Source organism: Sorangium sp. KYC3313, assembly GCF_052075895.1.
In the GTDB taxonomy this organism is placed as follows: Bacteria; Myxococcota_A; Polyangia; order Polyangiales; family Polyangiaceae; genus Sorangium; species Sorangium cellulosum_B.
On sequence record NZ_CP197255.1, the window covers coordinates 7825382 to 7850348 of the forward strand.

Annotated in this window: 21 protein-coding genes; 9 read left to right on the top strand and 12 right to left on the bottom strand. The window is 73.3% G+C overall.

All coding sequences use genetic code 11. The annotated features are described in order from the left end of the window. The first annotated feature begins 45 nt into the window (after nucleotides 1–45). From ACSRUE_RS30175 to ACSRUE_RS30185, 3 genes are all read left to right on the top strand, one after another. Complete coding sequence (locus tag ACSRUE_RS30175) at nucleotides 46–546, top strand: hypothetical protein (RefSeq protein WP_441286590.1); 501 nt, start codon at nucleotides 46–48, stop codon at nucleotides 544–546. Between the two features lie 230 nt (nucleotides 547–776). Further along, entirely contained in the window at nucleotides 777–4463 is a 3687-nt protein-coding gene (locus ACSRUE_RS30180; RefSeq protein WP_441286591.1) for a serine/threonine-protein kinase, read from the top strand. 68 nt (nucleotides 4464–4531) lie between these two features. After that, nucleotides 4532–5437 (top strand): SDR family oxidoreductase, encoded by a 906-nt coding sequence (locus ACSRUE_RS30185; protein WP_441286592.1) that lies wholly within the window; start codon nucleotides 4532–4534, stop codon nucleotides 5435–5437. Between the two features lie 4 nt (nucleotides 5438–5441). Here ACSRUE_RS30185 and ACSRUE_RS30190 read toward each other — a convergent pair whose 3' ends face one another. The 4 genes from ACSRUE_RS30190 to ACSRUE_RS30205 form a co-directional block, all read right to left on the bottom strand. Next, nucleotides 5442–6881: a TfuA-like protein gene (locus tag ACSRUE_RS30190; RefSeq protein WP_441286593.1), complete on the bottom strand. Its 1440-nt coding sequence runs from the start codon at nucleotides 6879–6881 to the stop codon at nucleotides 5442–5444. After that, nucleotides 6878–8170: a YcaO-like family protein gene (locus tag ACSRUE_RS30195; protein ID WP_441286594.1), complete on the bottom strand. Its 1293-nt coding sequence runs from the start codon at nucleotides 8168–8170 to the stop codon at nucleotides 6878–6880. The genes ACSRUE_RS30190 and ACSRUE_RS30195 overlap by 4 nt, the downstream gene beginning before the upstream one ends. After that, a complete protein-coding gene (locus tag ACSRUE_RS30200) occupies nucleotides 8167–8685 on the bottom strand; it encodes a hypothetical protein (RefSeq protein WP_441286595.1) in 519 nt (172 codons plus the stop codon). Before ACSRUE_RS30200 ends, ACSRUE_RS30195 begins: the two co-directional genes overlap by 4 nt. A 188-nt stretch (nucleotides 8686–8873) precedes the next feature. Further along, nucleotides 8874–9095 carry a hypothetical protein gene (locus ACSRUE_RS30205; protein ID WP_012236178.1) on the bottom strand — a complete coding sequence of 74 codons (222 nt, stop codon included), beginning with the start codon at nucleotides 9093–9095 and terminating at the stop codon, nucleotides 8874–8876. A gap of 167 nt (nucleotides 9096–9262) precedes the next feature. Here ACSRUE_RS30205 and ACSRUE_RS30210 point away from each other — a divergent pair, with 167 nt between their 5' ends. After that, nucleotides 9263–10303, top strand: a complete 1041-nt coding sequence (locus ACSRUE_RS30210; protein ID WP_441286596.1) for an STAS domain-containing protein — start codon at nucleotides 9263–9265, stop codon at nucleotides 10301–10303. A 93-nt stretch (nucleotides 10304–10396) separates the two neighbouring features. Further along, a complete protein-coding gene (gene gnd, locus ACSRUE_RS30215; RefSeq protein WP_441286597.1) occupies nucleotides 10397–11392 on the top strand; it encodes a phosphogluconate dehydrogenase (NAD(+)-dependent, decarboxylating) in 996 nt (331 codons plus the stop codon). Between the two features lie 150 nt (nucleotides 11393–11542). On the opposite strand, the gene ACSRUE_RS30220 is transcribed toward gnd, so the two are convergent. Further along, the gene (locus ACSRUE_RS30220; protein WP_441286598.1) at nucleotides 11543–13423 is read right to left on the bottom strand and encodes an inositol monophosphatase family protein; all 1881 of its coding nucleotides are present in this window, start codon (nucleotides 13421–13423) and stop codon (nucleotides 11543–11545) included. A gap of 29 nt (nucleotides 13424–13452) precedes the next feature. After that, complete coding sequence (locus ACSRUE_RS30225; protein WP_437767703.1) at nucleotides 13453–13770, bottom strand: LysR family transcriptional regulator; 318 nt, start codon at nucleotides 13768–13770, stop codon at nucleotides 13453–13455. A gap of 103 nt (nucleotides 13771–13873) precedes the next feature. Here ACSRUE_RS30225 and map point away from each other — a divergent pair, with 103 nt between their 5' ends. Beyond that, nucleotides 13874–14626 (top strand): type I methionyl aminopeptidase, encoded by a 753-nt coding sequence (gene map / locus ACSRUE_RS30230; RefSeq protein WP_441286599.1) that lies wholly within the window; start codon nucleotides 13874–13876, stop codon nucleotides 14624–14626. Between the two features lie 79 nt (nucleotides 14627–14705). Then, nucleotides 14706–15548 (top strand): Uma2 family endonuclease, encoded by an 843-nt coding sequence (locus ACSRUE_RS30235; protein WP_441286600.1) that lies wholly within the window; start codon nucleotides 14706–14708, stop codon nucleotides 15546–15548. 32 nt (nucleotides 15549–15580) lie between these two features. Here ACSRUE_RS30235 and ACSRUE_RS30240 read toward each other — a convergent pair whose 3' ends face one another. Both ACSRUE_RS30240 and ACSRUE_RS30245 read right to left on the bottom strand, forming a co-directional pair. After that, nucleotides 15581–16072: a hotdog fold domain-containing protein gene (locus ACSRUE_RS30240; protein ID WP_441286601.1), complete on the bottom strand. Its 492-nt coding sequence runs from the start codon at nucleotides 16070–16072 to the stop codon at nucleotides 15581–15583. A gap of 77 nt (nucleotides 16073–16149) precedes the next feature. Next, complete coding sequence (locus ACSRUE_RS30245; RefSeq protein WP_441286602.1) at nucleotides 16150–17808, bottom strand: protein kinase domain-containing protein; 1659 nt, start codon at nucleotides 17806–17808, stop codon at nucleotides 16150–16152. 174 nt (nucleotides 17809–17982) lie between these two features. Here ACSRUE_RS30245 and ACSRUE_RS30250 point away from each other — a divergent pair, with 174 nt between their 5' ends. Further along, nucleotides 17983–19239, top strand: coding sequence for a dicarboxylate/amino acid:cation symporter (locus ACSRUE_RS30250; RefSeq protein WP_441286603.1), 1257 nt, complete (start codon nucleotides 17983–17985; stop codon nucleotides 19237–19239). Nucleotides 19240–19345: 106 nt separating this feature from the next. Here ACSRUE_RS30250 and ACSRUE_RS30255 read toward each other — a convergent pair whose 3' ends face one another. From ACSRUE_RS30255 to ACSRUE_RS30270, 4 genes are all read right to left on the bottom strand, one after another. Beyond that, nucleotides 19346–19663: a hypothetical protein gene (locus tag ACSRUE_RS30255; RefSeq protein WP_441286604.1), complete on the bottom strand. Its 318-nt coding sequence runs from the start codon at nucleotides 19661–19663 to the stop codon at nucleotides 19346–19348. A 96-nt stretch (nucleotides 19664–19759) separates the two neighbouring features. After that, nucleotides 19760–20161 carry an SPW repeat domain-containing protein gene (locus ACSRUE_RS30260; protein WP_012236164.1) on the bottom strand — a complete coding sequence of 134 codons (402 nt, stop codon included), beginning with the start codon at nucleotides 20159–20161 and terminating at the stop codon, nucleotides 19760–19762. 268 nt (nucleotides 20162–20429) lie between these two features. Next, nucleotides 20430–21437 carry a M23 family metallopeptidase gene (locus tag ACSRUE_RS30265; protein ID WP_441286605.1) on the bottom strand — a complete coding sequence of 336 codons (1008 nt, stop codon included), beginning with the start codon at nucleotides 21435–21437 and terminating at the stop codon, nucleotides 20430–20432. A gap of 241 nt (nucleotides 21438–21678) precedes the next feature. Then, on the bottom strand, nucleotides 21679–23115 hold the full coding sequence (locus ACSRUE_RS30270) for a DEAD/DEAH box helicase (RefSeq protein WP_441293144.1): 1437 nt from the start codon (nucleotides 23113–23115) through the stop codon (nucleotides 21679–21681). A gap of 703 nt (nucleotides 23116–23818) precedes the next feature. On the opposite strand from ACSRUE_RS30270, the gene ACSRUE_RS30275 reads away from it, so the two are divergent. Continuing rightward, a complete protein-coding gene (locus ACSRUE_RS30275) occupies nucleotides 23819–24952 on the top strand; it encodes a hypothetical protein (protein WP_441286606.1) in 1134 nt (377 codons plus the stop codon). Nucleotides 24953–24967 lie beyond the last annotated feature (15 nt).

The window sequence follows — 24967 nt, forward strand, 5'->3', positions numbered from 1 at the left end:
ACGCGCGCGACGTTCCCCAAGGGCCAGGGGCTCTCGCCCACGGGGATGGCCGCCGCGAGCGCCGACGTGGTGTACCTCGCGGGCACGACGTCCGACGTGCGCTCCGTGATCCTGTCGTCTCGTCCAGGCAAGCTCTCCTTTCCCTCGGAGCAGCCGGGCGCGGGAGGTCCCGACGCGGGCGCCCCGACGGCGCCGGACGGCGGGGCGCAGGACGCCGGGGCCGCGAGCGCAGCGCCGGCCTCGCTCTCCTCGAGCTGCGCGTCGCCGTTCGTGATCCTCTTCGCCGTCAGCAAGTCAGCGCCCGCGGACTACGACTATCCCGCGACCCGTGACGCGCTGTCGGGGTGGGCCGACGGCTCGAAATACCGCTTCATCGAGTACAGCCATCGCGGCCAGCGCATGCTGGGCGCGAGCGCTCCGGACGCGGCCCGCGCCGAGGCGCTCGCGGCGCGCCTGCGGGAGCGCGTCAAGGGGGCGTCGCCCGCCGTCGCCTGCTTCAGCCCCGCAGAGATCCTCCGCGATGTGAGGCTGGCGAGCGCGCCGTGAACGGGCGGCAAGCGCCGCTCGATGGGCGCTCCTTTACGTCCCGCATCGCAGCCTCCTCCGGCTTCACCCACCGCGCGCACACGCCTAGCGACACCGGACGGCCCTCGTGTACCATCGCTCCGGACGGCACCCGAGGCGGATCCACGACATGTCCGACGTGTCTCATCGGACCTGATCCCATGGTCGACCCAAAGCAGCAGCCACCGTCGCCGGGCAGGGACGAGGAGAGGGTGACCCGTACGCCGCCGCCGCCCAGGCTGCCGGACACCGCGCCTGCGACAGGCCACGCAGGTGCGCCCGGGGAGGAGCGCCGTCAGGACGCCACCCGCGTCGCGAGCGATCAGAGCACCGTCCGCCGCGTGCGCATCGCGGTCGCCGCCGAGACGCGCTCGCCCGCCTCGGCGGACGACGCGACCCGCTTCGCTGGCCACGCCCCGCCGAGCGCCAGGTCCGCGCCGAGCACGCAGTTCGGCCCTTACCGGCTGCTCGGGAAGCTCGGGCAAGGAGGGATGGGCGTCGTCTACCGCGGCAAGCACGCAGAGACCGGCCAGACGGCGGCGATCAAGACCATCTTCAGCGCGAGCGAGCTCACCATCGCGAGCATCCGGCGCGAGATCTACGCGCTGGGCCGCCTCAGCCACCCCGGTATCGTGCGGATCGTGGACCAGGGCGTCTCGGATGGACTGCCCTGGTACGCGATGGAGCTCCTCGAAGGCCGCACCCTCCAGACCTGCATCCAGGAGATCTGGCACGAGGTGCGATCCGCCGAGACGGCGCCGGTGAGCGCGCCCGCTGCGCAGCCCGCGAGCGCCGCCCCGCGCTCGCTGGCGCCGCGCGACGCGATCCGCCCCATGCTCACGCTGCTCCGCCGGCTCTGCGCGCCCCTCGCGTACCTTCACGGCCAGGGGCTCGTGCACCGCGATCTCAAGCCGGCCAACGTCTTCCTGCGCGACGGCGACCTGCCCGTGCTCGTGGATCTCGGCATCGCCGGGAGCTTCGGCGGCGCAGAGGGCCGCGAGGAGCTCGCGGTCGACCGGGAGGTCATGGGGACGCTCGCGTACATGGCCCCCGAGCAGATCCTGGGCAAGCTGACCGACGCGCGCTCCGATCTCTATGCGCTCGGCTGCATCCTCTACCAGTGCCTCACCGGCAGCACGCCGTTCCCTGGAATCCCCGACTCGGAGCTCGACAGGTACCACCTCAAGGCCGCGCCGCAGCCGCCGTCCAGCCTCGCGCCCCATGTGCCGCCGGAGCTCGACGCGCTCGTCCTGCGGCTGCTCGCGAAGGAGCCACGCGACCGGCTGGGCTACGCGGTGGACGTGGCGCGCGCGCTCGAGGCGCTCGGCGCCGACCGGCACGATCCGGTGCCGCTGCCCCGGCCATCGCCGTACCTGTACCGGCCCCAGCTGACCGGGCGCGACGCGACCCTGCGCCGCCTGGGGCGGGAGGTCGACGCGCTCGTCGACCGGCGGCGCGGAGGCAAGGTGCTCGTGGGCGGCGAGAGCGGCGCCGGCAAGACGCGCCTCATCATGGAGGTCGCGCGCGACGCCAAGGCGCGCGGCGCCGCCGTGATGACCGGGCGCTGCGTGGCGATCGGCGCCGACGACGGCGCCGTCAAGGCCGCGCCGCTGCACCTGTTCCGGTCGTGCCTGATCGAGGCCGCCGATCGCTGCCGCGCCCTCGGGACCGCGGAGACCGAGCGCATCTTCGGCGAGCGCGGCAGGGCGCTGGAGCCCTACGAGGCGTCCCTCGCCGACCTCCCCTACGCCGTGCAGCGCCCGCCGCTGCCGCCGTTGCCCGCGCAGGCGGCGCGCGCGCGGCTCTTCCGGTGCATGCGCGAGGTCCTGTTCGCCATGGCCGAGGCCGCGCCGCTCCTCCTCCTGCTCGACGATCTGCAATGGGCCGATGAGCTGTCGCTCGGCCTCCTGGACGAGCTGTCCCCCGGGTCCCTGAAGGCCGCGGGCGTGCTCGTCCTCGGGGCCTACAGGATGGACGAGCCGCGCCCCGAGCTCGACGCGATCGCGCGCGCCCCGGAGGTCGTCAGCGTGGAGCTCGGCCGGCTCTCCCAGGCGAGCGCCGGCGCCATGGCCCGCGAGATGCTTGCGCTGCCCGAGTCGCCGAGGCACTTCGATGAGCTGCTGTTCCGGCACTCGGCCGGCAATCCGTTCTTCATCGCCGAGTACCTGCACATGGCGATCGACGCGGGGCTCCTCGCCCGCGACGCGACGGGCACGTGGCAGACGGAGGCGCTCGAGCAGGCGATGGCGATGCCCATGCCACGCTCGCTGGAGAGCCTGATCCGGCGGCGCCTGCTCGCCTTGCACCCGGCCAGCGCGGAGCTCGTGCAGATCGCCGCGGTGCTCGGCCGCGAGCTCGACGGCGCGCTGCTCCTCGGCACGGCCGGCATCGGCGAGGAGGCGTGGATGGAGGCGCTCCGGGAGCTCCGCGTGCGCCAGATCTTCGAGGAGGCCGGCGAGGGGCGGCTCCGCTTCGTCCACGACAAGATCCGGGAGATCGCCTACAAGCAGATCCCGGAGGGGCGCCTGCGCGAGCTGCACCGGCGCGCCGCCGAGCGGATCGAGGCGACCCTCTCCGAGGGCGCCGCCGACCGCGCCCCGGTGCTCGCGCACCACTTCTCGAGGGCCGGGGTGCACGACAAGGCGATCGCGCACCTGACGGAGGCCGGCGATCGCGCGCGCTCCGTCTACGCGAACAGCGACGCGATCGCGCTCTACCGCGCGGCGATCGCCGAGGTGAGCCGGCGCGCGGAGGCGCCGGGAGCGCCGGGCGTGGACGACGACGCGCGGCGCGCGGCCCTCGAGGAGCGCATCGGCGACGTGCTCGCCATCACGGGCAAGCAGGACGACGCGCGGCGGGCCTACGTCGAGGCGCTCTCGCGGCTCGACCCGGCCGCGCGGGTCGACCGGGCCCGGCTGCACCGCAAGCGCGGCAAGACCTGGGCGACGCACCTCCAGCACGGGCAGGCGCTCGCCGCCTACGCCGAGGCCGACGCGAGCCTCGGCCCCGACGAGCCCACCGCGAGCCGCTCGGAGGCGTGGTGGCACGAGTGGATGCAGGCGAAGATCGACCGGCTCGAGGTCTACTACTTCATGGGTCAGCTCGACGCGCTGAGGGCGCAGGTCGAGGCGATCCAGCCGATGGTCGTGCGGTACGCGGGGCCCGTCCGGCAGGCGCAGTTCTTCTACGGCCTCATGCTGATGCAGATCCGCAGCGAGCGATACCAGGCCTCGGAGCTCGCCGTGCGGCACGTCCGCTCATACATCGCGGCCAGCGAGGCCACGGGCGATCCGCAGCTCATCGCGTCCGCGCACTTCTCGGGCGGCTTCGTCAATCTCTGGCACGGCGCGCTCGACACCGCCGAGGCGTACCTCGTGAGCTCGCTGAGCGCCGCAGAGCGGATGGGCAACGTGATCGTGCAGTCGCGCGCGCTCACCTACAGGACGATGATCCGCCGGCTGCGCCGCCAGCGTGCCGAGGTGCGGTCCATGGCGCTGCGGAGCCTGGAGGTCGCCGCGCTGGGGCACATGCGCGACTACATGGGGGCCGCCGAGGCCCACCTGGCCTGGTGCGCGTGGTCCGAGGGGCAGCCGGAGGAGGAGATCGTGCGCCGCGCCGGCGCGGCCCTGCACTCCTGGACGGAGCTGGCGACGCCGTTCCCGTTCGAGTGGACAGCGCGCCTCGTGCTCCTCGCGGTGCACCTCGGGCGCGATCGCCTCGCCGCGGCCGTGGAGCAGGCCGAGGCGCTCCACGACGTGAAGCAGCACCGCTTCCCGGGCGCGCTCGATGAGCGGCTCGATCGGGTCGTCGCCGTGGCCCGCGGCGGCGGGCCGCCCGAGCTGAGCCGGGCTGCCCTCGAGGCGCTCGTCGCCTCCGCCCGGGAGCACGGCTACCTCTGACGCAGCGAGCGCGCCCGCTGCCCCTCCGTTCGGCCTATGCTGCGGGCCTGCGAGCGAGAGGAGGAGCGATGATCCTGATCGTCGGAGCAACAGGGGTTCTGGGTGCAGAGATCTGCCGGCGTCTCCGCGAGGCCGGGCGCGCGGTGCGAGGTCTCTACCGGGAGGGATCGGACCCGGCGAAGGTGGCCCGGCTCCGGGAGATGGGGGTCGAGCTCGTGCGCGGCGATCTGAAGGACCGCGCGTCGCTCGATCGGGCGTGCCAGGGGGTCAGGGTCGTGATCGAGACGGCCAGCTCGACGCTGTCGCGGCAAGATGGCGACTCGATCGAGAGCGTGGACCGGGACGGCTCGCTCGCGCTGGTCGCCGCGGCGAAGGGGGCGTCCGTCGAGCACTTCATCTACATCTCTTTCCCGGAGATCGCCGACGAGTTCCCCTTGCAGGAGGCGAAGCGCGCGGTGGAGCGGGAGCTCCGGGCGAGCGGCCTGCCCTTCACGATCCTGCAGCCCACCTTCTTCATGGAGATCTGGCTGAGCCCGGCGCTCGGGTTCGACGTGGAGGCGGCCACGGCGCGCATCTTCGGCGCCGGAGACGGCCCGATCAGCTGGATCGCGCTCGGCGACGTGGCCGACGCGGCGATCGCCTGCATCGACAACCCGCGTGCGCTGGGCCGCTCCTTCGAGCTGGGTGGCCCGGAGGCGCTCAGCCACAACCAGGTGATCGCGGTGTTCGAGGAGCTGACCGGCCGCGCCTTCTCCGTCGAGCGCGTCGGCGAGGCCGATCTGCGGGAGCGCCGCGCCGCGGCGCGGGATCCGAAGCGCAGCGTCGACTCGCTGGCGCAGTCGTTCGACGCGCTGATGCTCCACTGCGTGGAGGGCAAGGTCATCGACATGCGCCCGGTCCTGTCGGCGCTGCCCATCGCGCTCACGCCGCTCCGCGCATACGCCGCGCGGTCGCTCGGGCGCCCGAGCGCGTGAGCGGTCAGCCGTCGGCCGGCCCTTCGCCGCGCCGCCGGTGCTCGTACTCGCGGGCGAGGACGAGGAGCAGCTCGTCCTGATCGTCGAGCCCCAGCGCCGCCGCGTAGCCGTCGAGGTAGGCCGGGAGCGGGCGGCGGGCGATCTCGGTGAAATACCACTCCAGCAGCGCTTGCCGCGTCAGGCCGAGGTCCTCGAGCGCGGGCGCCTCGACGCCCGCCGCGGAGAGGACCTCCTGCTTGCGAAGGGCTCGCGCGGCGAGCTCGCCGTAGCGGCCCGTCATGCGCAGGTGGTCGGCCAGGAGCCGCTCCACCTCGATCCCGAAGACGGCCTGCGCCCACCGCAGCCGCGCCTCCCGCTGGACGAGCAGCGTGAGGCCCTCGACGTCGAGCGCCTGCTCCGTGAGCCAGGCGAGCGTGCTCTCCGGCGTGAGCAGCCCCCGCTCCCGCCGGACCTGCGCGAGGATCTCCTCGAAGAGCTCGACGGGGACCTCGACCCCGTGGCGCCGCGCCTCGCTCAGGGCGAGCGCCCGCGCGAGGGCCCCCTGGACGGCGTTCGTGTAGGAGAGCGGCCCTTCCAGCCGGAGCTCGTCAAGGAGCAGCTCCGGCTGCAGCCCGCGCTGCGCGCGCCGTGATCGCGCGCCCGCCGCCTCGGCTTCCGGGCGCGGGGCCGGCGTGGCCCCGGCGCGGGTGCTCTGCGTGGCGGCCACGCTGCCGCGGCCGGCGCGCCGGCACGCCTGGTCCCAGACGTCGGTATAGGCGAAGTGGTACGTCACCCTGAGCGGGCCGGGGTCGCGCGCGCGCAGCGCCGCGATCGCCTCCAGCATCGCGACGGCGTCGCGCCGCTTCTGATCCACGCGCCCGTCCGGCAAGAAGCGCCGGAGGGCGTCGAGCTCCTCGGGGCTCGCGCCGGCCGTGGCGCCCTCCGCGAGCAGCCGCGCGAAGCTGCGCTGCGCGTAGAACGTGCGCTTGGCCAGCGAGACGAGCCCCACGGCGGTCTCCTCCCGGAGGATCGACGCCGCGACCGCGGCGGCGAGCGTGGCGCGGATGTTCACCATCGCGTCGGAGAGCGGCCGGTAGCCGTCCTCGGCGGCGGCGTGGGCGATCGCGACCTCGTCGTCGTCGGTCAGCGCGCCGCTCTGGAACGCCTCGAACACGGCGCCGACGCCGGTCATGCCGAACGGGTGGAGCTCGGCGGCCCGCAGCGCGCCCATGCTGGCGCTGCCGAAGACGTGGACGCCGTGCGCCATGGCCCAGAGGATCTCCTTGTGCCAGACCGAGGGCAGGCGCTCGAAGTAGCCGTCGACGATCCCGATGGCCCACGGCTTCTCGAGCGTGGCCCGGTACACGTCGCCCTGCGCGACCGGCGGCAGGAACACGGCGCTGTCGAGCAGCGCAGCGCCGTCCGTGGCCGAGAGCGTGGGGCCCGTGAAGACGATGACGCTCACGCGGTGGCCGCGCTCCTCGCCGCGGCCGCCGCGCGTGCGGCGGCGCGCGCCCGGGCTCGGGGCCCTGGGACGAAGCCGGGCACGTCGTCGATCGACTCCAGACCCGGGATGATCACCCGGACGACGGAGATGCCGAGCCCGGGCTTGCTCACATCGACGACGACGACGCGCTCGACGCCGGCGCGCCGGAGGCACGCGAGCTCCGCGGCGACGTCATCGTCGAAGGTCTCGCCCTCGAGCGACGGGACGTCGTGGAAGCCGCGGAGCGGGCCGCGGACGCCGGCGATCTGCTCGCGGGCGCGCTGGATGGCGTCGGCGTGGCGCGCCCGCTCGAAGCGATCGCGGTCGCCGTCGTCGCGGGAGCCGGCGATGAACGTGAGCCGGCTCTGCGCGGCCTCGGTGAGCGCCCGGAGCAGCGCGACGCTCCGGCTCGGGTGACAGCCCATCCCCTCGGTCGCGTAGAGGCGGCGGAACGGATCGGGCGCGCGATCGACGATCAGGCAGAGGAACGCGGGGAGGCCGACGTCGGTCGTGGTCTCCCAGACGCCCACGGCGACGCCGGCGGCCTCATAGAGGTCGAGGACGTGGCGGCACCCGGGGTCGTCGACCGTCGCGAGATCGAGCCGGGAGCCAGGGATCTCGGCCTCGCCGCCGGCGCGGAAGAGCGTGGTCGCGTCGCGCTCGACGACCTCGCAGATGCCGTGGCTCACGGCCTCGAGCAGGTGATTGCCGGAGGCGAGGCCGTTCGAGCTCATCACGAACGAGCCGCTGCCCGCCGGCAGCGGCAGCGTGTAGTTCGTGTGCACCATCTCGTAAGGGACCCACACGGCCTCGTCGCGGAGGAGATCGCGCCCCTCGATCCAGAGCACCCGGTGGTGCTCGCGCGCGGCGCCGACCGAGAGGCGCGGCAGCGCGGAGACGTCGACCACGGCAGCGGCGCGCGCGAGATCCCGGTGGCTCGCGAGCCGGAGCGGCAGGTCGACGTGCTCGGCGTGGTACGACTCGATCGACTCCATGAGGCCGGACGCCCGCGCCGCGTCGAGCGTGAGCCCTTTGCCCTGGGAGACCGCGAGCGAGGCTGCGTTGGGCCGGCACACCATGACGACGGGCAGGCCGATGACGTCGAGGCCGGTGACGTCGGCGACCCGGGTGATGCCGAACGCGGACAGGTGGGGCGCGACGCGCGCGATGGTCTCGGCGGGCGGGACGAGCCGGTGCGTGCCCTCCCGGAACCCCTTGGCGGCGCGGACCGCGGCCCGCTCCGACGCGGGGCCCGCTGCCGCGCTCACTGGCCCTTGTCGCCCGCGACGAGGTGCTCGATGGCCGCCTGCGCGTCCTTGACGCTCTGCTCCGCGGCATGGAGCGTCTGCTTGGCCGCGATCAGCGCCTCGCCCGGTTCGCCGAGCTCGCGCGCCAGCGCGGCCGCCGTGGCGTGGGTGGCCGCCTGGTCGGCCCACTCGGAGGACGCCAGGAGGTCCTGCATGGGATCCGGCCCCTCCTGTCTCCACGTCGCGGGCTCGAACGGCGTCACCCGGCGCAGGCTCGCCAGGTTGACCAGGTAGCAGGCCTGGTTGCCCGGTCGGGGCCGGATCCAGCCCAGCGCGACGCCCTGCTTGAGGAGCTCCATCGCCCGGTCGTAACAGTGCCCGCAGTTCTCCGAGGTCAGCTCGTTCTCGGGCCGGATGTAGTCCTCCCGGCGCAGGTAATAGAGCTTGCCGTTGTCCGCCGCGAGGATGACGTCCTCGTACTTATGCTCGCCTCGCGGCGCCTTGGGACAGCGCTCGCCATGCTGTTGGTCGGCCATCTGGACTCCTGTTCGACAGCGCGTCTGGACCCGAGAAACCGGCCCGTGCATATCACGCTGTCGCGACGGCTTTCAACGTCCGGGAGCCATGCGGCGGGTCTGCGCGCTCGCGCGGGGCCGCGGCGAGGCGAGCAGGCCCGGCGGCCCAGACGCAGCCGGGGAGCCCGGCGGGCCGGGAGGGTGCAGGATCAGCTGATCCCCATGGGCGCGCCGCCTTCGGCGACGAACCGATCGGCGATGTCCACGAGGAGCGCGTCCGTGGCGGGCTTGCTCTTCACGGTGACCTGCGTCTCGTCGGGGAGGAGCACGAACGAACCGACCACCTTGCCGTCGAGCCGCACCTCGTGGCTGCCGCCGGGCGGAGCGGGCGCGACCTCGTAGACCTTGCCGTCGCGTGCCTTGATCTTCATGCCCTAGCGGTAGCACGCAGCGGCGGCGCGCGGGGGGCACCGCGCCGCGCGAGCCCAGCCCGCCGCCTCGGGCAAGAGCCCCTCCACCGCGGGCGGATTGCGCGGTAGGATGCGGCTGCGCGCTGAGCGCGAGGAGTGTTCACCGTGCCGAGATCCGACGATCGCTGATGCTGACGCCAGCGCCTGGCCAGCCCCCCGAAGCCGGCGGCGGATGGATCGTCCTCGGCGTCCTGAACGAGATCCTCCTCAAGCTCGCCGACCAGCCGGACCTCCGGTCGCTGTGGGAAGAGGTCTGCGCGAGCGCGCGCTGGATCGTCCCGTCCCAGCGGCTCTGCGTCGTGCTCGCCAACGACGGCGGCGGCGCCAGGATCGCGGCGAGATACCAGCGCGGCACCTTCGAGTACGGGGCGCCCGAGGGCGGCGGCGTCGTCGTGGACGCCTGGATGGTCGCGGCGCTGGAGGCACAGCGCCCCGCGTGGTTCAGGGGGCCGTGGGACGAGGCGCGCGAGGCGGATCGCGCGCGCGCGTGGCTCCTCGCGGACGACCCCGACGTCGTCTTCCACGTGCCGATCCAGGTCTACAAGAAGACCATCGGCACGATGCTCTTCGCCCTGGAAGACCAGCGCCAGATCGACCGGAAGGCGCTGGCGAGCGCGACCACGTACGCGCTGTACGTCGGGGCCACGTACACGACGCTCAGGAACTCGCTCGACCTCGCCGCCGCGAGCGCGCAGCTGCGCGAGCAGAACGACGAGCTCGAGCGGGTCCAGATCGAGCTCCGCCTGCAGCTCGATCGGGTCCGCGCGGCGCACGAGGCGATGCTCGAGATGTCGACGCCGATCATCCAGGTGTGGGACGGCGTGCTCACGCTGCCCGTGATCGGCACGATCGACAGCGCGAGGGCGGCCCGCATGATGGAAGAGGTGCTCGGCGCGGTCGTCCGGCACGGCGCCCGCTTCATGATCGTGGACCTCACCGGCGCGCAGGCGACGGACACCTCGACCATCGATCACCTGCTGCGGATCTTCGCGGCGACGAGGCTGCTCGGCAGCCGGTGCATCGTCTCCGGCGTCCCGACGGCGATGGTCGGGCGCATCCTGGAGTCCGGCGGCAGCCTCGACGGGATCCCGGTGTTCAGCACGCTGAAGAGCGCGCTCGAGCACGCGGTGGGCGCGATCCGGCAGCAGGCGCAGCCGGCGCGCCGGTAGCCGCCGCAGCCGGAGGAGCGCCCGGACCGGAGCGGTGAAGGCCGCGCGCCGCCCGCTGTGATACGCCCGCGATCCCACACAGGAGCGTGACGGATGAAGCTCGCGATGATCGGACTCGGCAGGATGGGCGCCAACATGGCGCGCCGGCTCATGCGCGGCGGCCACGAGGTCGTCGCGTTCGATCTGAACCAGGACAGCGTGAAGCGGCTCGGCGAGGAGGGCGCGGCGGTGGCCTCCTCCCTGGGCGACGCGGTGGCGCAGCTCGCGTCGCCGCGCGTGGTCTGGGTCATGCTGCCCGCGGGCGCGCCGACCGAGCGCGTCGTGGAGGAGCTCGGCGAGCAGCTCGGCGCGGGCGACGTGATCATCGACGGGGGCAACACCTACTTCAAGGACGACGTCCGCCGCGCCAGGGCGCTCGCCCCGAAGGGCATCCGCTACGTCGACGCGGGCACGAGCGGCGGCGTGTGGGGGATCGACCGCGGCTACTGCCTGATGGTGGGCGGCGCCCCCGAGGCGTTCGCCCTGGTGCAGCCGATCCTGCGGACGCTCGCGCCGGGGCCGGGGGACATCCCGCGCACGCCGGGCAGGCAGGAGGCCCAGGGCGGCGCGCAGAGCACGTCGGAGGAGGGCTACCTGCACTGCGGCCCGGTCGGCGCCGGGCACTTCGTGAAGATGGTCCACAACGGCATCGAGTACGGCCTCATGCAGGCCTACGCGGAGGGGTTCGACATCCTCAAGAACGCGGCGGGGGAGCGCCTGCCCGAGGAGCACCGGTACGCGCTCGACCTCGGCGAGATCGCCGAGGTGTGGCGTCGAGGCAGCGTGGTGGGGTCGTGGCTGCTCGACCTCACCGCGATCGCCCTCGCCGAGAGCCCGGAGCTCACCGGCTACAGCGGCTTCGTGCAGGACTCCGGCGAGGGTCGCTGGACCGTGATGGCGGCGATCGAGGAGGCCGTCCCCGCCGAGGTGCTGTCGTCGGCGCTCTACGCGCGCTTCCGCTCACGCCACGATCACACCTTCGCCGAGAAGGTCCTCTCCGCGATGCGGCACAAGTTCGGCGGGCACCTGGAGCGCCCGACGGGGGGTTGAGCGGCGTCCCTGCTTGCCGATCGAGCGAGGCTCCGGGAGCGCTCCATGCGCGCCCGTGCGCGCGGCGCCGCGAGGGAGAACCTCATCCTCCTGAAGAGGCTCACAAGTGGGCGATATACCAATGAAATTGTTGGATTTTTAGCTCGTAGATCAAAGGATCTCCGACGAGTCGCGCTCGTCGGGCTGCGCGCGCTGGCCGGCGGCGAGGAGCGCCTCGGCGAGGAGCATCGCGTCGACCGGCCAGAGCTCGGGTGGACGCCGGTGCTTCGCCCCGGCCTCGGGGAGCGGGCGGCAGCTGAGCACGAGGCGGCGGAAGCGGTCCGGGACGGCGTCCCGGCCGTGCGCCGCGCCGAGCAGCGCGCCGGCGATCGCGGCGTTCGTGTCGGTGTCGCCGCCGGCCATCACCGTGTCGACGAGGCCCCGCTCGAGCGACGGCGCGTGGAGGAGCTGGTGGAAGGCGTTCTGCAGGGCGATGAGGACCCAGCCGGCCTGGTGCGAGAAGCTCCGGGGCGGGGCGCTGCGCGCGGCCGTGAGCGCGGCGACGACCGCGCGCTCCCCGCTCCGCTCCGCCTCGTCGAGGGCGGCGGCGCAGGCGCCCTCGACGCCGGCGCCGCCCACCGCCGCGGCGATGGCCGCGACGAACGCGGCGGAGGCGGCGCAGCAGACCGGGTGGGGGTGCGTCAGCGCGCTGTCGTCGCGCGCCCAGGCCGCGGCCTCCCGCGGGCGGCCCGCGCCGAGGACGCCGAGCGGCGCCGCGCGCATCACCGAGCCGTTCGCCTCGCTGCTCAGGCTCGCGGCGGCGCGGGCGCGCTCGCGGCGCGCGCCGGGCAGCGGCGCGCCCGCGGCGGCCCTGAGCGCGGCCGCCGTGGTGTTGCCGATGTCGAACGGGCCGGAGCCGTACCAGTGCACGTAAGCGTCGAGCGCGGCCTCCGCGACGAAGCCGCGCTTGCGGACGATCGAGCGCGCGAGCATGAGCGCCATCTCGGAGTCGTCGGTCGGCTGCCCGGCCAGCGTGCCCCACGTCCCGCCGTCGGCGAGGTCGCGGACGCCGTCCGGGTAGAGCGGCGCGATCGCCTCCGCGGTGCGGAACTCGACGAGCGCGCCGAGCGCGTCGCCCGCGAGCTGGCCGAGCAGGCAGCCCTGCGCGCGCGCGAGCGTGCCAGCGCCCTCGACGAGCAGGCTGTGCGAGGGGCGCAGGAGCCCGTACGTGCCCTGCGGCGGCGGGATGCGGCCGTGGATGACGGCGTTCCAGGGGCGGCGCGCGAGCTCGCGCACGACCGCGGGGGCCCCGCCGAAGAGGCGGCAGACCTCGCCGTCGCCCTGCGCGGTGTACGCGATGGGCGCGCCGTCGTCGTCGACGAGCTCGCCGCCCGCGGCGCGCACGAGCGCGTGCCCGGCGGCGTAGTCCCAGCTGCGGGGCCGGCTGAGCGAGACCGCGGCGACGCCCTCGCCGGCCGCGGCCAGGGCGAGCCGGTAGGCGAGGCTCGGGAGGGCGAGGAACCGCGCGGGGGCGACGCAGCGGGCGTTGCGGGCGGGGAGGTAATCCGCCGACTGCGACAGCAGCACGACGGCGTAGCGATCGAGCGCGCCGCCGGCGAGCGACGGCGAGACGGCGGCGCCGTTGCGCCGGATCGGCCCGGCGCCCTCGGCCCAGGCGATGAGATCGCCGTCGTCGTCGGGGTAGGCGTATGCGAAGACGACGCCGAGCACCGGGGTGCCCTCGCGGAGGAGGCCGATGGAGACCGAGGCGCCGCGGTAGCCGTGCAGGAAGGACGCGGTGCCGTCGTGCGGATCGACGACCCAGCGGTGCGACGGGTCCACGCCGTCCAGGGCGCCGGTCTCCTCCCCGAGGAACGCGTACGGGGTGGCCCGGGCGAGCGCGTCGCGCAGCAGGAGCTCGACCTCCACGTCGACGTCGGCGTTCGTCCCGGCGCCGCGTGGGCCGCCCGGGCGGTGGAACTCCGCGCGGAGGAGCGCGCCCGCGCGGCGCGCCGCGTCGACGGCCAGCGCGAGCTCAGCGTCGTAGCCCATGCCGTTCCCCTGGTTCCACGCGAGGCACCCTACCCCAGGTCGGCGCGCTGGCGGTGGCCGGCGTCGAGATCACCCGGGGGAGGCGCGGCGCCGTAGCCGCGCACATCGGCGACGGCCGCGTCGACCTGGGCGACGATGGTGCGGGCGTGGTCGAGGAACGCCGCGCCGGCCGGCAGGAGCCGCATGCCGCGCGCGGTGCGCTCGAACAGCGGCGCGCCGAGCTCGTCCTCCAGCCCACGGATCTGCCGGCTGAGAGGCGGCTGCGCGATGTGGAGCCGGCGCGCGGCGCGGCCGACGTGGCCCTCCTCGGCGACGGCGATGAAGTAACGGATCTGCGAGAGGCTCACGCGTCCGATTCTAGCCCGAACGCTGCGCGCCAGGAGCGGCGCGCGAGGGCCCGAGATCAAAACGGTATTGGATGGCCGCTCGCTGCGCGCGCATACGCCTCGCATGAACGTGGACATCCTCAGGCCTCACGCGTGCGAGGCGATGCGGCGCGCAGGGCGCGCCGCGGCGGCGACGCTCTCGGCCGTCGGAGCGCGGCTCCAGCCCTTCGTGACGACGGCGGACATCGATCAGTGGGTGCGTGAGGACACGGCGCGGCGCGGCGGCCGCCCGAGTCAGCTCGGCTACAAGGGCTTCCCTGCAGCGGTGTGCACGAGCCGGAACCACGTCGTGTGCCACGGCATCCCGCGGCGCGACGAGGTGCTCCTGCCGGGCGACATCGTCAACGTCGACGTGACCACGGAGCTCGACGGCTACCACGGCGACACCTCCGCGACGTTCTTCATCGGGGACCCGAGCCCCGAGGCGCTGCACGTGGTGGACGTCGCCAGGCGCTGCCGGGACGCGGGCATCGCGGTCGTGCGCGACGGGGCGCGGCTCGGCGACATCGGCGCGGCGATCGAGGAGATCGCGCGCGCGGAGGGGTGCGGCGTGGTCCGCGAGGTCGGTGGGCACGGCATCGGACGGAGGATGCACCTGCCGCCGCACGTCGCGCACACCGGGGTGCGCGGGGCGGGCATGCGGCTCCGCGCCGGGATGGCCATCACGATCGAGCCGATGGTCAACCTGGGCTCGCACCGCATCCGCACGCTCGACGACGGGTGGACCATGGTCACGGAGGACGGCAGCCTCTCGGCGCAGTTCGAGCACACCGTGCTCGTCACGCGGGACGGCTGCGAGATCCTGACGCTCTGCTGACGCTCCGAGGGCCGCCCACGGGGCCTGCGCCCGCGCGCTCGCAGGCCGAGGATCCGGGGAAATGCTAGGATGAGGGTCCATGCGGCAGGCGCTCGAGCACGGCTACGCGTTCGATCCCGACGACCCGCGCGCCCCCTCCGAGGCGGCGTGGGAGCGCATGACCGACGAGGAGCGCGCGCGGGTCGTGGACATGCTTCCGTCCGAGTTCGAGCTCGAGCCGCCCGAGGGCGATCCGCACCGCGTGGCCGCGGCGCAGGTGATCGCGACGCTCGACGCGTATTTCCGCCGGAGCGGGCGGAGGATCTACCTGTCCTCGAACCTCGCGGTGTTCTACCCGGACGAGCCGGCCTTCGCGCCGGATCTGCTCGCTGTCCTCGACGTGGAGCCTGGCGAGCGGATGAAATGGGTCGTCGGCGCGGAGGGCAAGGGGCTCGATCTGGTCCTGGAGGTGGCCTATGCGGGCAACCTGGCGAAGGATTTCGAGATCAACGTCGAGCGGTATGCCCGGCTCGGCATCTCCGAGTACTTCATCTTCGACCGGCGCCGGCTGAGCCTCCGCGGGTACCGGCTCCCGCCGGCCGACGCGGCGCGCAGGGCGCGGAGCTACCAGCCCGTCCTGCCCCAGGCAGGCCGGTTCGCGTCGCAGGTGCTCGGGCTGGAGCTCGCGGTGGAGGGCTCGAAGCTGCGCTTCTTCAGCGGGACGGCGAAGCTGGAAGAGGCGGATGAGCTGATCGCGCGGCTCGGCGTGATGCTGGACGACGTGCTCGCGCGCAAGGACGATGCGGAGCTGCGCGCCGCGGGCGAGGCCAGCCGCGCCGAGGAGGCCGAGCTTCGCGCCGCGGCAGAGGCCAGGCGCGCGTCGGACCTGGAGCGCCAGCTCGCCGAGGCGCTGGCCGAGATCGAGCGCCTCCGCCGCAGCTGACCGCGCCCGCGCCGTGCGCGAACGCGGGGGCGTCACACCCCCTTGGTCACCCAGGCCCAGACGAACTCGCACTCCATCGGTGATGCGCCGCTCTCGTCGGTCACCGTGACGGCGACCGCCACGTCCCCTTTCGGCTGGTCCAGGAAGGACTGGCGTTGCTCGGGCGTGAGGGTCGCGACCGCGCGGAGGCCGCCCTGGGCGCGGCGCTTGTAGTCGATCTTCATGCTGCGCAGGAGCGGCAGCTTGTCGTCCGGCAGGTTGACGGCGACGACGAAGCCGGTCGCCGTCTCGGCCAGGAGCCCCGCCGCGGCGGCGTGCACCCCGCCGATGTGGTTCCGCACCCTGCGCCCGTTGGCGAGCCGCAGCGCTACCCGATCCGAGCTCACCTCGTCGAACTGGATCCCGGCGGTCCCGGTGAACGGCACCATGCGCTGGAACAGCACGGACTGCGCGCGCGTGCGCAGGAAGGACGGGAGCGTCTGGAGCGGCGCGAGCGAGCGGGAGATGAAGTTCAGCTGGGACATGGATCCTCCAAAGGACCGCGAGCTTAGCGCATGCCGGCCCGGCGCCTCGTCAGGCCGTGGGCGGCGCGGCTCCCCCGTCAGCGCCGCCGCCGCTGGGGCTTGTTCACCGCGACCGCGGCCTCGTCTTCCGCCCGCTCCGCCAGCTCCGCCGTGGAGCGCGCGGTGTCCGCCTCGACACGCAGCTTGCCCTGGCGATCCCCCTCCTTCGCCGCGCCGATGCGCTGGCGCGGGGCCGCCGCAGGGCGCCAGTCCTTGCCGATCGCCCTCGCCATGGCCACCTCGTGCCTGCGGCGATGCTGCTCGTGCCACCACTGCATGCGCTCGGCCTCCTCGGCCCAGTCGTCCTCGTGCGCGGTGAACGCGACCAGCCCGTGGATGGCGACGCCGATGGCCCAGCCCAGCGGGATGATCGCCGCCCAGAGCACGACGCCGAGCGGAAAGGCGAGCGTGAGGAGCGCCGCGTTGACGATGAGATAGACGCCGAGGTGCCGGTAGAAATCGCGGCGCTTGCGCCGGAGCCACGCGGCGCGCTCGGCGGCGGTCGCCGCGCTCGACCCCCGCTCCATGCCGTCGCGCCCGTCGCGCTCGCGCGCGCGAAGCGCGCGGCTTGCCTCGCGCAGCGCCTCGGGGCCCACGCCCACCTCCTCCGCCGCGGCGAGCAGGTCGTCGAAGCCGAGGCGCGCGTCGCCCCGCGGGGCGCGCGCCACGCCTCCATCGGCGGAGGCCTGGCGCTCGATCGCCTGCGCCAGGACGTCGCGGATCTCCTCGGTCGAGAACCGCTGCGCCGCGGTCTCGCCGCCGCGAGGCGCCTCGCTCCGCTGCGCGCCGGGCGCCTGCGCGGGCGGCGTGGACGTCGCTGCGGCAGGCGCGGCGGGCGCCTCGCCCCTCCCTGCCGCCTCGAGCGCGCGCACGAGATCGTCCATGGACGCGAACCGATCGTCGGGGCGCTTCGACAGCGCGCGCAGCACGACCGCGCTCACCGCGGGCGGCACGGCGGCGGCGTCGAGCAGGGCGCGGTCGACCTCGTCGGTGAGGATCGACGCGACGACGGCGAGCATGTCGCCGGCGCCGCGCCAGGGCAGCCTGCCGGTGAGGAGCTCGAAGGCGAGCACGCCCCACGCGAACTGGTCCGCGCGCCCGTCGAGCTCGGCGCCGCGGATCTGCTCCGGGGCCATGTAGACCGGCGTCCCGAGCTTGACGCCGAGCGCGGTCAGCGTCGGCAGCGCGGGGGCCTCGGTGGACGCGTTCGGATCGGCGTCGCCGGCGGCGCGGCGCGCGATGCCGAAGTCGAGCACCTTGATCACCCCGTCGTCCCGGACCATCACGTTCTCCGGCTTGATGTCCCGGTGGACGAGCCCCCGCCGGTGCGCCGCCGCGAGCGCGCGGGCGACGTCGGCGAGCCAGGCGACCCGCGTCGAGGCCGGCGCGTCGGCGCCGCTGATGGCGCTGCGCAGGGTGCGGCCCGGGACGAGCTCCATCACGATGAACGGCGTCCCCTCGAGCTCGCCGACGTCGAAGATCGAGACGGCGTTCGGGTGGTCGAGCGCTGCGGCGGCGCGCGCCTCGCGAAGCAGGCGCGCGCCGGCGTCCTCGTCCACGGCGCCGCCCGCGATCACCTTGACCGCGACGCGCCGCCCGAGCCGCGCGTCGTGCGCCCGGTAGACGCAGCCCATCCCCCCCTGCCCGATGGCGGCCTCGATCGTGTACCGCTCGAACGAATCGCCCGGCTTCAGCATTGCCGGCCGGGAGACTAATGGATCCGCGCGAGCTTGGACAGGCGGCCCTCGGCCGGGAACGGCGCGCGCGCGGCGTCGATCCGCGGCCGCTTGGCGCCCCGTTGGCCATGGAGGGCCCGGGGCGTGGCGTCAACTCCGCGCATCGCGGCGCCGCGGCTTGTGTAAGGTGGCGCCATGTCATCGCATCGAACGATGCTGCTCGGCGTCGCGGTCGGGGCAGCGGGCGGTCTCACGGCGAACGCTGTCGCGGCAGGGCACCCGTCGCTCACCTGGATCGTCGATCACATCACCTACCCGGTGGGTCAGATCTTCCTGCGCCTGCTGTTCATGCTCGTGCTCCCGATCTTGTTCTCGGCGCTCGTGATGGGCGTCTGCGAGCTTGATCTGAAGCACGTCGGTCGGCTCGGCCTGCGGACGCTGGGCTACACGGCCGTCGTCTCGAGCATCGCGGTGCTGATCGGCCTCGTCCTGGTGAACCTGATCCGCCCGGGTGACGGCCTGCCCGAGGCGGTCCGGAGCCTCGCGCACGGCGGGGGGATCAAGGCGGCGACCGCGCCGGTCGACACCTCGCCGGTGGGGATGATCATCGCGATGGTGCCTGACAACGTCGTCAAGGCGGCGGCAGGGGGCGACGTGCTCGCGGTGATCACGTTCTCGCTGCTCTTCGGCATCGCGCTGTCGCTCACCCAGACCGACGCGGCGGCGCGGCTCCGCGAGTGCATCCAGGGGCTGCTCGACGTCTCGATGCGGCTCATCGAGGGGGTGCTCCGGTTCGCGGCGATCGGCGTGGGCGCGCTGCTCTTCACGATCACGTCCCGCATGGGCATCGGCATCATGCAGCAGCTGGCGGCGTACGTGCTCACGGTGCTGCTCGGCCTCGGCCTGCACATGTTCGTTGTCTATTCGCTCTCGGTCCGTTTCCTTGGCGGGATGTCGCCGGTCGCGTTCTTTCGCGGGAGCCGGACGGCGATCGTGACGGCGTTCTCGACCGCCTCGTCGAACGCGACGCTGCCGACCGCGCTGAAGGTGGCCGAGGAGGAGCTGAAGCTGCCGCCGTCCGTGTCGCGCTTCGTGCTGACCGCCGGCGCCGCGATGAACCAGAACGGGACGGCGCTGTTCGAGGGGGTGACCGTGCTCTTCCTGGCCCAGGTCTACGGCGTCTCGCTGAGCTTCGGGCAGCAGGCGACCGTGATGCTCATCTCGGTGCTCGGGGGGATCGGCACGGCGGGCATCCCGGCCGGCTCGCTGCCCGTCATCGCGATGATCCTCGGGATGCTCGGCATCCCGCCCGAGGGGCTCGGCCTGGTCCTCGGGGTGGATCGGTTCCTCGACATGTGCCGGACGGTGATCAACGTGGTGGGGGACCTGGCAGCGGCGGTGTTCGTGTCGCGGGATCAGCACCCGAAGCCGCAGGAAACCGCCGGCGCGTGACGGGACGGGACGGGGCGAGCGCCCACGCGCGACGCTTCGCGGAAGGCTGTTCCGTCGCGGTCGAGGTGCGCGGAAACGGCGAGTCGGCGGACGGTACCGCCCTCCGTCACTCCAGGGTGAACGTCGCTCCCGTCACCGGATCACGCAGCAAGATCGGCACGTCCTCGCCGGCGCTCTTCAAGCGCGCTCGCGCCTCCTTGATCGCCTCGTCCACGGCTGCCTCCGCTGCCTCCCGCGCGGCCTCCCCTGCCCCCTCGCCGCTCGCGCCGAGCTGGGCGGCCCGCTGGTCCTCCTCGGCCCGCTGCGCCCGCTCGCGGTTCGCCTCGGTATCGAGGGCGTCGCTCGTCTCACCGACGGGCACCACCTTCACGAGGAAGTCACCCACCCGCAGGCTCATCGGATCCGGCTTCTTCGGGTCGCTCACGGTGTCTGTCCTCCAGCCACGCATGAGCTTGCCTCGGTTCCGCGCGATCCACCACCCCGACCGCCGCGCAGATCGCGCGGCGCACGCGCACGCCCGTCAGGAGAACGACCGGTGCTCCGGCCGGTAACGAGCGCTGGCTGTCGTCGTGGCATAGGAAGAGCGGTAGTCCGTCGCGAGCCAGACCAGGCCGACGGCCACGCCCGACACGAGATAGAAGCTCCTCGCCGCGGGCTCCTCATCGAAGCCGAACAGCCACGGCGCCGCGACGAGGAGCACGGCGACCGTGGCCTCGATCGCTCCGTGGACAGGGAACGGGATGAGCTTCGCGGCGCCCAGCGGGAACGCGGTGAGCAGCGTCATCCCGAGATGCGCGGCGCCCAGGATGTAGCAGAGCGTCTCGGGGAGCCCGCCGAAGCCGAACAGCGAAGGGGCCAGCAGGAACAGGGCCGCAACCGCATAGTCCACAAACCCATGAGCTCGAGGCGACAGCATCTTCATGACCGACTCCTTGCAAAATCGATGTCCGGATTGATTGCCTTCGTCGGTCCGGAAAATTGCAAGGGGTATGCCGCCCAGAGGCTCGCGGGAGAGGGCTTGTCCTCCCGGCGACCTCGGCGGCCATTCGATCATCCATCGGCCGGGAAAGGAAGATCAGCGAGCGTGCGCCTGGAGGCGCCGGGCGCTTCGACGGCCGAACCCGCGCCACATTTCCGCCCGGGGGCTCGGCCACGAACGCTCTTCGTGTGGCACATTGCCCCGCCGTGCGTCACTTCGCGGCGGAGATCAGGAGCTCTGGATCGACGCGTGTCTCGAAGAGATTCATGCGCCAGTCGAGGTGCGGTCCGTTCGTGCGGCCGGTCATCCCGACGGTCGCGATGACCTGCCCCTGCTTGACCTCGTCGTTCACCTTCACGGCGAAGCCGTGGAGATGGATGAACGTGGAGGTCAGTCCCTGCCCGTGATCGATGATCACGGTGTGACCGCTCAGCGGGAGGTCCTTCTCGACGAGCACGACCTTGCCGCAGGCAGGCGCGCGCACCGGCGTACCGACGGGCACCGCGATGTCCACGCCCCAGTGGATCCCGCCGTCCGTGCCGTTGAGCAGGCGCGGCTGGCCGTACCGTGAGGAGATGGGGCCCTTGGACGGCCAGATGAAGCCGTTCTTGTAGCAGTTCCTCTTCGTGTACTTGCTCCGGATCGCGTCGAGCTTCTTCTCGGTCTGCGTGAGCTTCACGCGCGTCGCCATGTCGAGCTTGACCATGTTCTCCGGCAGGCGGTCGACCTTGTCGACCTCGAACTTGCGAGGCTCCACGTCGAAGAGCTTCTCGATCACCTGCCCGTCGTCGAACGTGATGGTCAGCTTCTCCTGCGCTGGCGCGTTGCGCGAGAAGGCGATCAGGAACTCCCCTTCGTCGCTGACGGTCACGCGATGGCCGGGGAACGCCATGCGGCGCAGCTTGCCGTTCAGCTTGGCGCGCAGGAGCCCTCCCTGGACGGCGCGCCCTTCCACCGAGAGGCGGCTGTCGTCGGCAGCGGGCGGCCCGGCGTCGGCCGCCGCCGCTGCGGCATCGGCGGTGTCGGCCGCGGCGGGAACGGCGCTGGCGTCGGGCGCCTCGGCCGGCGCGCTGCTCGCGGAGGCGACCGGGGCGGCGGAGGCCATCGGCGCCGGATCGGCGGAGGCCTGGGCGCCCGTGGTGGACGAGCTCGAAGAAGGAGCCCCGCGATCGCAGGCAGCGATCGTGAGCAAGCTTACAACGATGACGGCAACGCGCATGGTGTCGATCGTGCCAGAGTTTCCGCACACCGACGAGAGAATGTCGAAGCGCGTCATTCGGGCATGGTCCGGTCGCAAACGACCTGTGCGCCTTGCAGACGACCTGTGCGCCTCGGTGCGGCGCCCTCCCCCCCGTTGGCGCGCGACGAGCGCCAACGAGCACCCGGCTCGCGACGCCGCGCGCATCAGGCGATGCGCGGCGTGACGTGGCGGATCGAGCGCGGCGGCAGCGCGGTGAGGATCAGTTATCGAGGCGAGGGGTGTCGTGCCGCGGCTGCGACCGCGCCGGGGGCTGCGCCTGCGCGGAGGACTGCGCCTGCGGCCGAGCATGCCCCTGGGGGTGTGGACGGCCCTGTCCCTGAGGCCGGCCCTGTCCCTGAGGCCGCGCTTGCCCCTGGGGGTGTGGACGGCCCTGTCCCTGAGGGCGGCCCTGTCCCTGAGGCCGCGCTTGCCCCTGGGGGTGTGGACGGCCCTGTCCCTGAGGGCGGCCCTGTCCCTGCGGCCGCGCTTGCCCCTGCGCCTGCGATGCGGGCCTGGGATCGATCTGGAAGAAGGGAACCCCGGGGTCGGCGAGGAGGGGGAGGCGCTTCTGGATGAGGCGCTCGATGTCGGCGAGGTAAGCGCGCTCCTCGCTGTCGCAGAACGAGAGCGCCACCCCGGACGCCCCGGCGCGCGCCGTGCGGCCGATGCGGTGCACGTAGCTCTCCGGGATGTTCGGGAGGTCGTAGTTGATCACGTGCGAGATGTCGTCGATGTCGATGCCGCGCGCCGCGATGTCGGTCGCGACGAGCACGCTCGTCGTCCCCTGCTTGAAGCTCGCGAGCGCCCGCTCGCGCGCGCCCTGGGACTTGTTCCCGTGGATGGCGACCGCCTCGATGCGCGCACGGCTGAGCTGCTGGACCACGCGGTTGGCGCCGTGCTTCGTGCGGGTGAACACGATCGCCCGGCGGAGCGCGGGATCCTTGAGCACGTGCTCCAGCATCGCGCGCTTGTCGGACCGCTCGACGAAGACCACCCGCTGGTCGATGTTCTCGGCCGTCGTGGCGATCCGCGCGACCTCGACGCGCACCGGGCTGCGCAGGATGCTGTTCGCGAGCTTCAGGATGTCCGGCGGCATCGTCGCCGAGAACAGGAGCGTCTGCCGGCGCTCGGGCAGCATCGCGAGCACGCGCCGGATGTCGTGGATGAACCCCATGTCCAGCATCCGATCGGCCTCGTCGAGGACGAGCGTGTCGAGCCGACCGAACGGGGCGATGCCCTGCGAGCAGAGATCGAGCAGCCGACCCGGCGTCGCCACGAGCACGTCGACGCCGCGGCGCAGCGCCTCCATCTGGGGGCGCTGCCCCACCCCGCCGAAGACGACCGCGGTCCGCAGGCCGAGGTTCTTGCCGTACGTGGTGAAGCTCTCGGCGACCTGCGCCGCGAGCTCCCGCGTCGGGGTGAGCACGAGCACGCGGAGCCCGCCCTGCTTCGGCCCGCCGCTCTGCGCGAGGCGCTGCAGGATCGGCAGCGCGAACGCGGCGGTCTTGCCCGTGCCTGTCTGCGCGCACCCGAGGAGGTCGTTGCCCTCCAGAATGGGCGGGATGGCCTGCTGCTGGATGGGCGTCGGGGCGCTGTACCCCTCGGCCTCGACGGCGCGGAGAAGCGGTTCGATGAGCTTGAGATCGGCAAATTGCATGGACATCGGGCTGGAATCGGGCTGGAGCACAGCCCCTCCTGAGCAAGGGCGGAAAGTACGCCGCGGCACCGCGCCCTCCTTGTGGAGAGGGTTCGATCACGGAGAGCTGCCGCCTCGCGCCGCCTTGAGCGGAGGCTGCGAGGACCAATGACAGCGACCGAGCACCGCGACCCGTGCCAGGTCAGTCCGAGGCGGCGACTCTAGTACGGCGTGGTGAGGAAGTCGAGCCGCGACCGCGAGCGGACCGCGAGCCGTCGCGCTTTGTTCGCGCTGCTCGCGCTGCTTCGCGTCCGGTTCCAGTTCCGGTGCCGGCGTTGCCCTGGCCGCGCCACGCTTCCCGCTGTCGTTGCCCGTTGCGCCGCCGCCGGAGCCGCGATCGCATCGCTCCGCTCGCGGTGCGCGGAGCGGCCTCCGCGCGCGCGGCGCACCATGCTAGACCGTCGCCCGAGCGGAGGGCCCGCTTCTCGTGCGCTCGCGCTCGCAGGTCGCCCCGCGTCGTCCGCGACCTCCAGCGTCTTCCCGTCCCTTCGAAGCAGTTCAGCACGCCATGGCCGAAACCGCCGAAGCCTCGAAAACGCCGGCTCAGGTCGGGCACTCCGCTCCGGAGCGCCCCGTCCCTCGGTTGCCCCGATCCCGGCTTCGGCGCTGGGTTCTCGGTGCCGTCGCCGTCCCGATGCTCTCCGGGGCCGGGTTATGGATCGCGGTGCACCGCATTCCATGGATGGGCCCGCTCGTCGCGAACGGGCTGCGTTCGGTGATCGGGGCGGAGAACGTGACGGCGCTCGAGGAGACCGCCTACGCCCTGGAGGATCGCGTCCACCAGCTCTGGCGCAAGGACGAGCCGCCGAAGACGTACTGGGAGGTGCCCGAGCAGCCGGGCCCGGCCGCGGCCGCCTCGCCGCCTTCGGCCGCGACGCCGAGCCCGGCCGCGGGGGGCACCGGCGCGGCGGCGTTCCGGCCGACGGACGTCGGCCCCTCGCACGCGGCCTGGTCGGCTCCCGGCGACGGGCGGTGGGTGCCCATCGCGGATCACGCCCATCCGAGCGACGCGCCGCGCCTCCACAAGACGCTGCTCCACCCGGATCCGAACCGCTCCTGGGCGGAGCTGTTCATCGTGGCGGTGGATCTCGCGCGGGTCGATGTGCACCTCATGGCCGGCTCCCGCGAGCCGGCGGCGACGACCGAGGAGGGCAAGCCCTACGAGCGGCCCGCGAAGATCCCCGAGGCGGACCACGAGCGGCTGCTCGCGGCGTTCAACGGCGGCTTCATGACCGAGCACGGCCGGTGGGGGATGCGGGTCGACGGCGTGACGCTCGTGCGCCCCCGGGACCAGGGCTGCACGCTCGCGCGGCGCCGCGACGGGCGGCTGCAGATCGCGCCATGGCCCCGGCTTTCGGCGGGAGAGAGCGACATGCAGTGGTGGCGGCAGACGCCGAGCTGCATGGTCGACGAGGGCGAGCTTCACCCGCTGCTCCGCGCGCCGCAGGTCCGCAACTGGGGCGCCACGCTGGACGGCAACACGGTGATCCGCCGCTCCGCGGTGGGGCTCGACCGCGACGGCAAGGTCCTCTACGTCGGGATCAGCAATCACACGACGGCGCCCGCCATCGCGCTCGGGATGCAGCACGCCGGCGCCTCGACGGTGGCGCAGCTCGACGTGAACTGGTCGTACCCGAAGTTCCTCCTCTACGAGCCGGGTGAGGGCGGCGCCCTCGCGCCGGTCGCGCTGGCGAGCGGCTTCGAGTTCTCGGAAGACGAGTACATCCGCAAGCGCTCCCTGCGCGATTTCTTCTACCTGACCCGCAAGACCCCGGCGCCCTCGACCGCGACCCCGTGACCACGTGATGCCGCG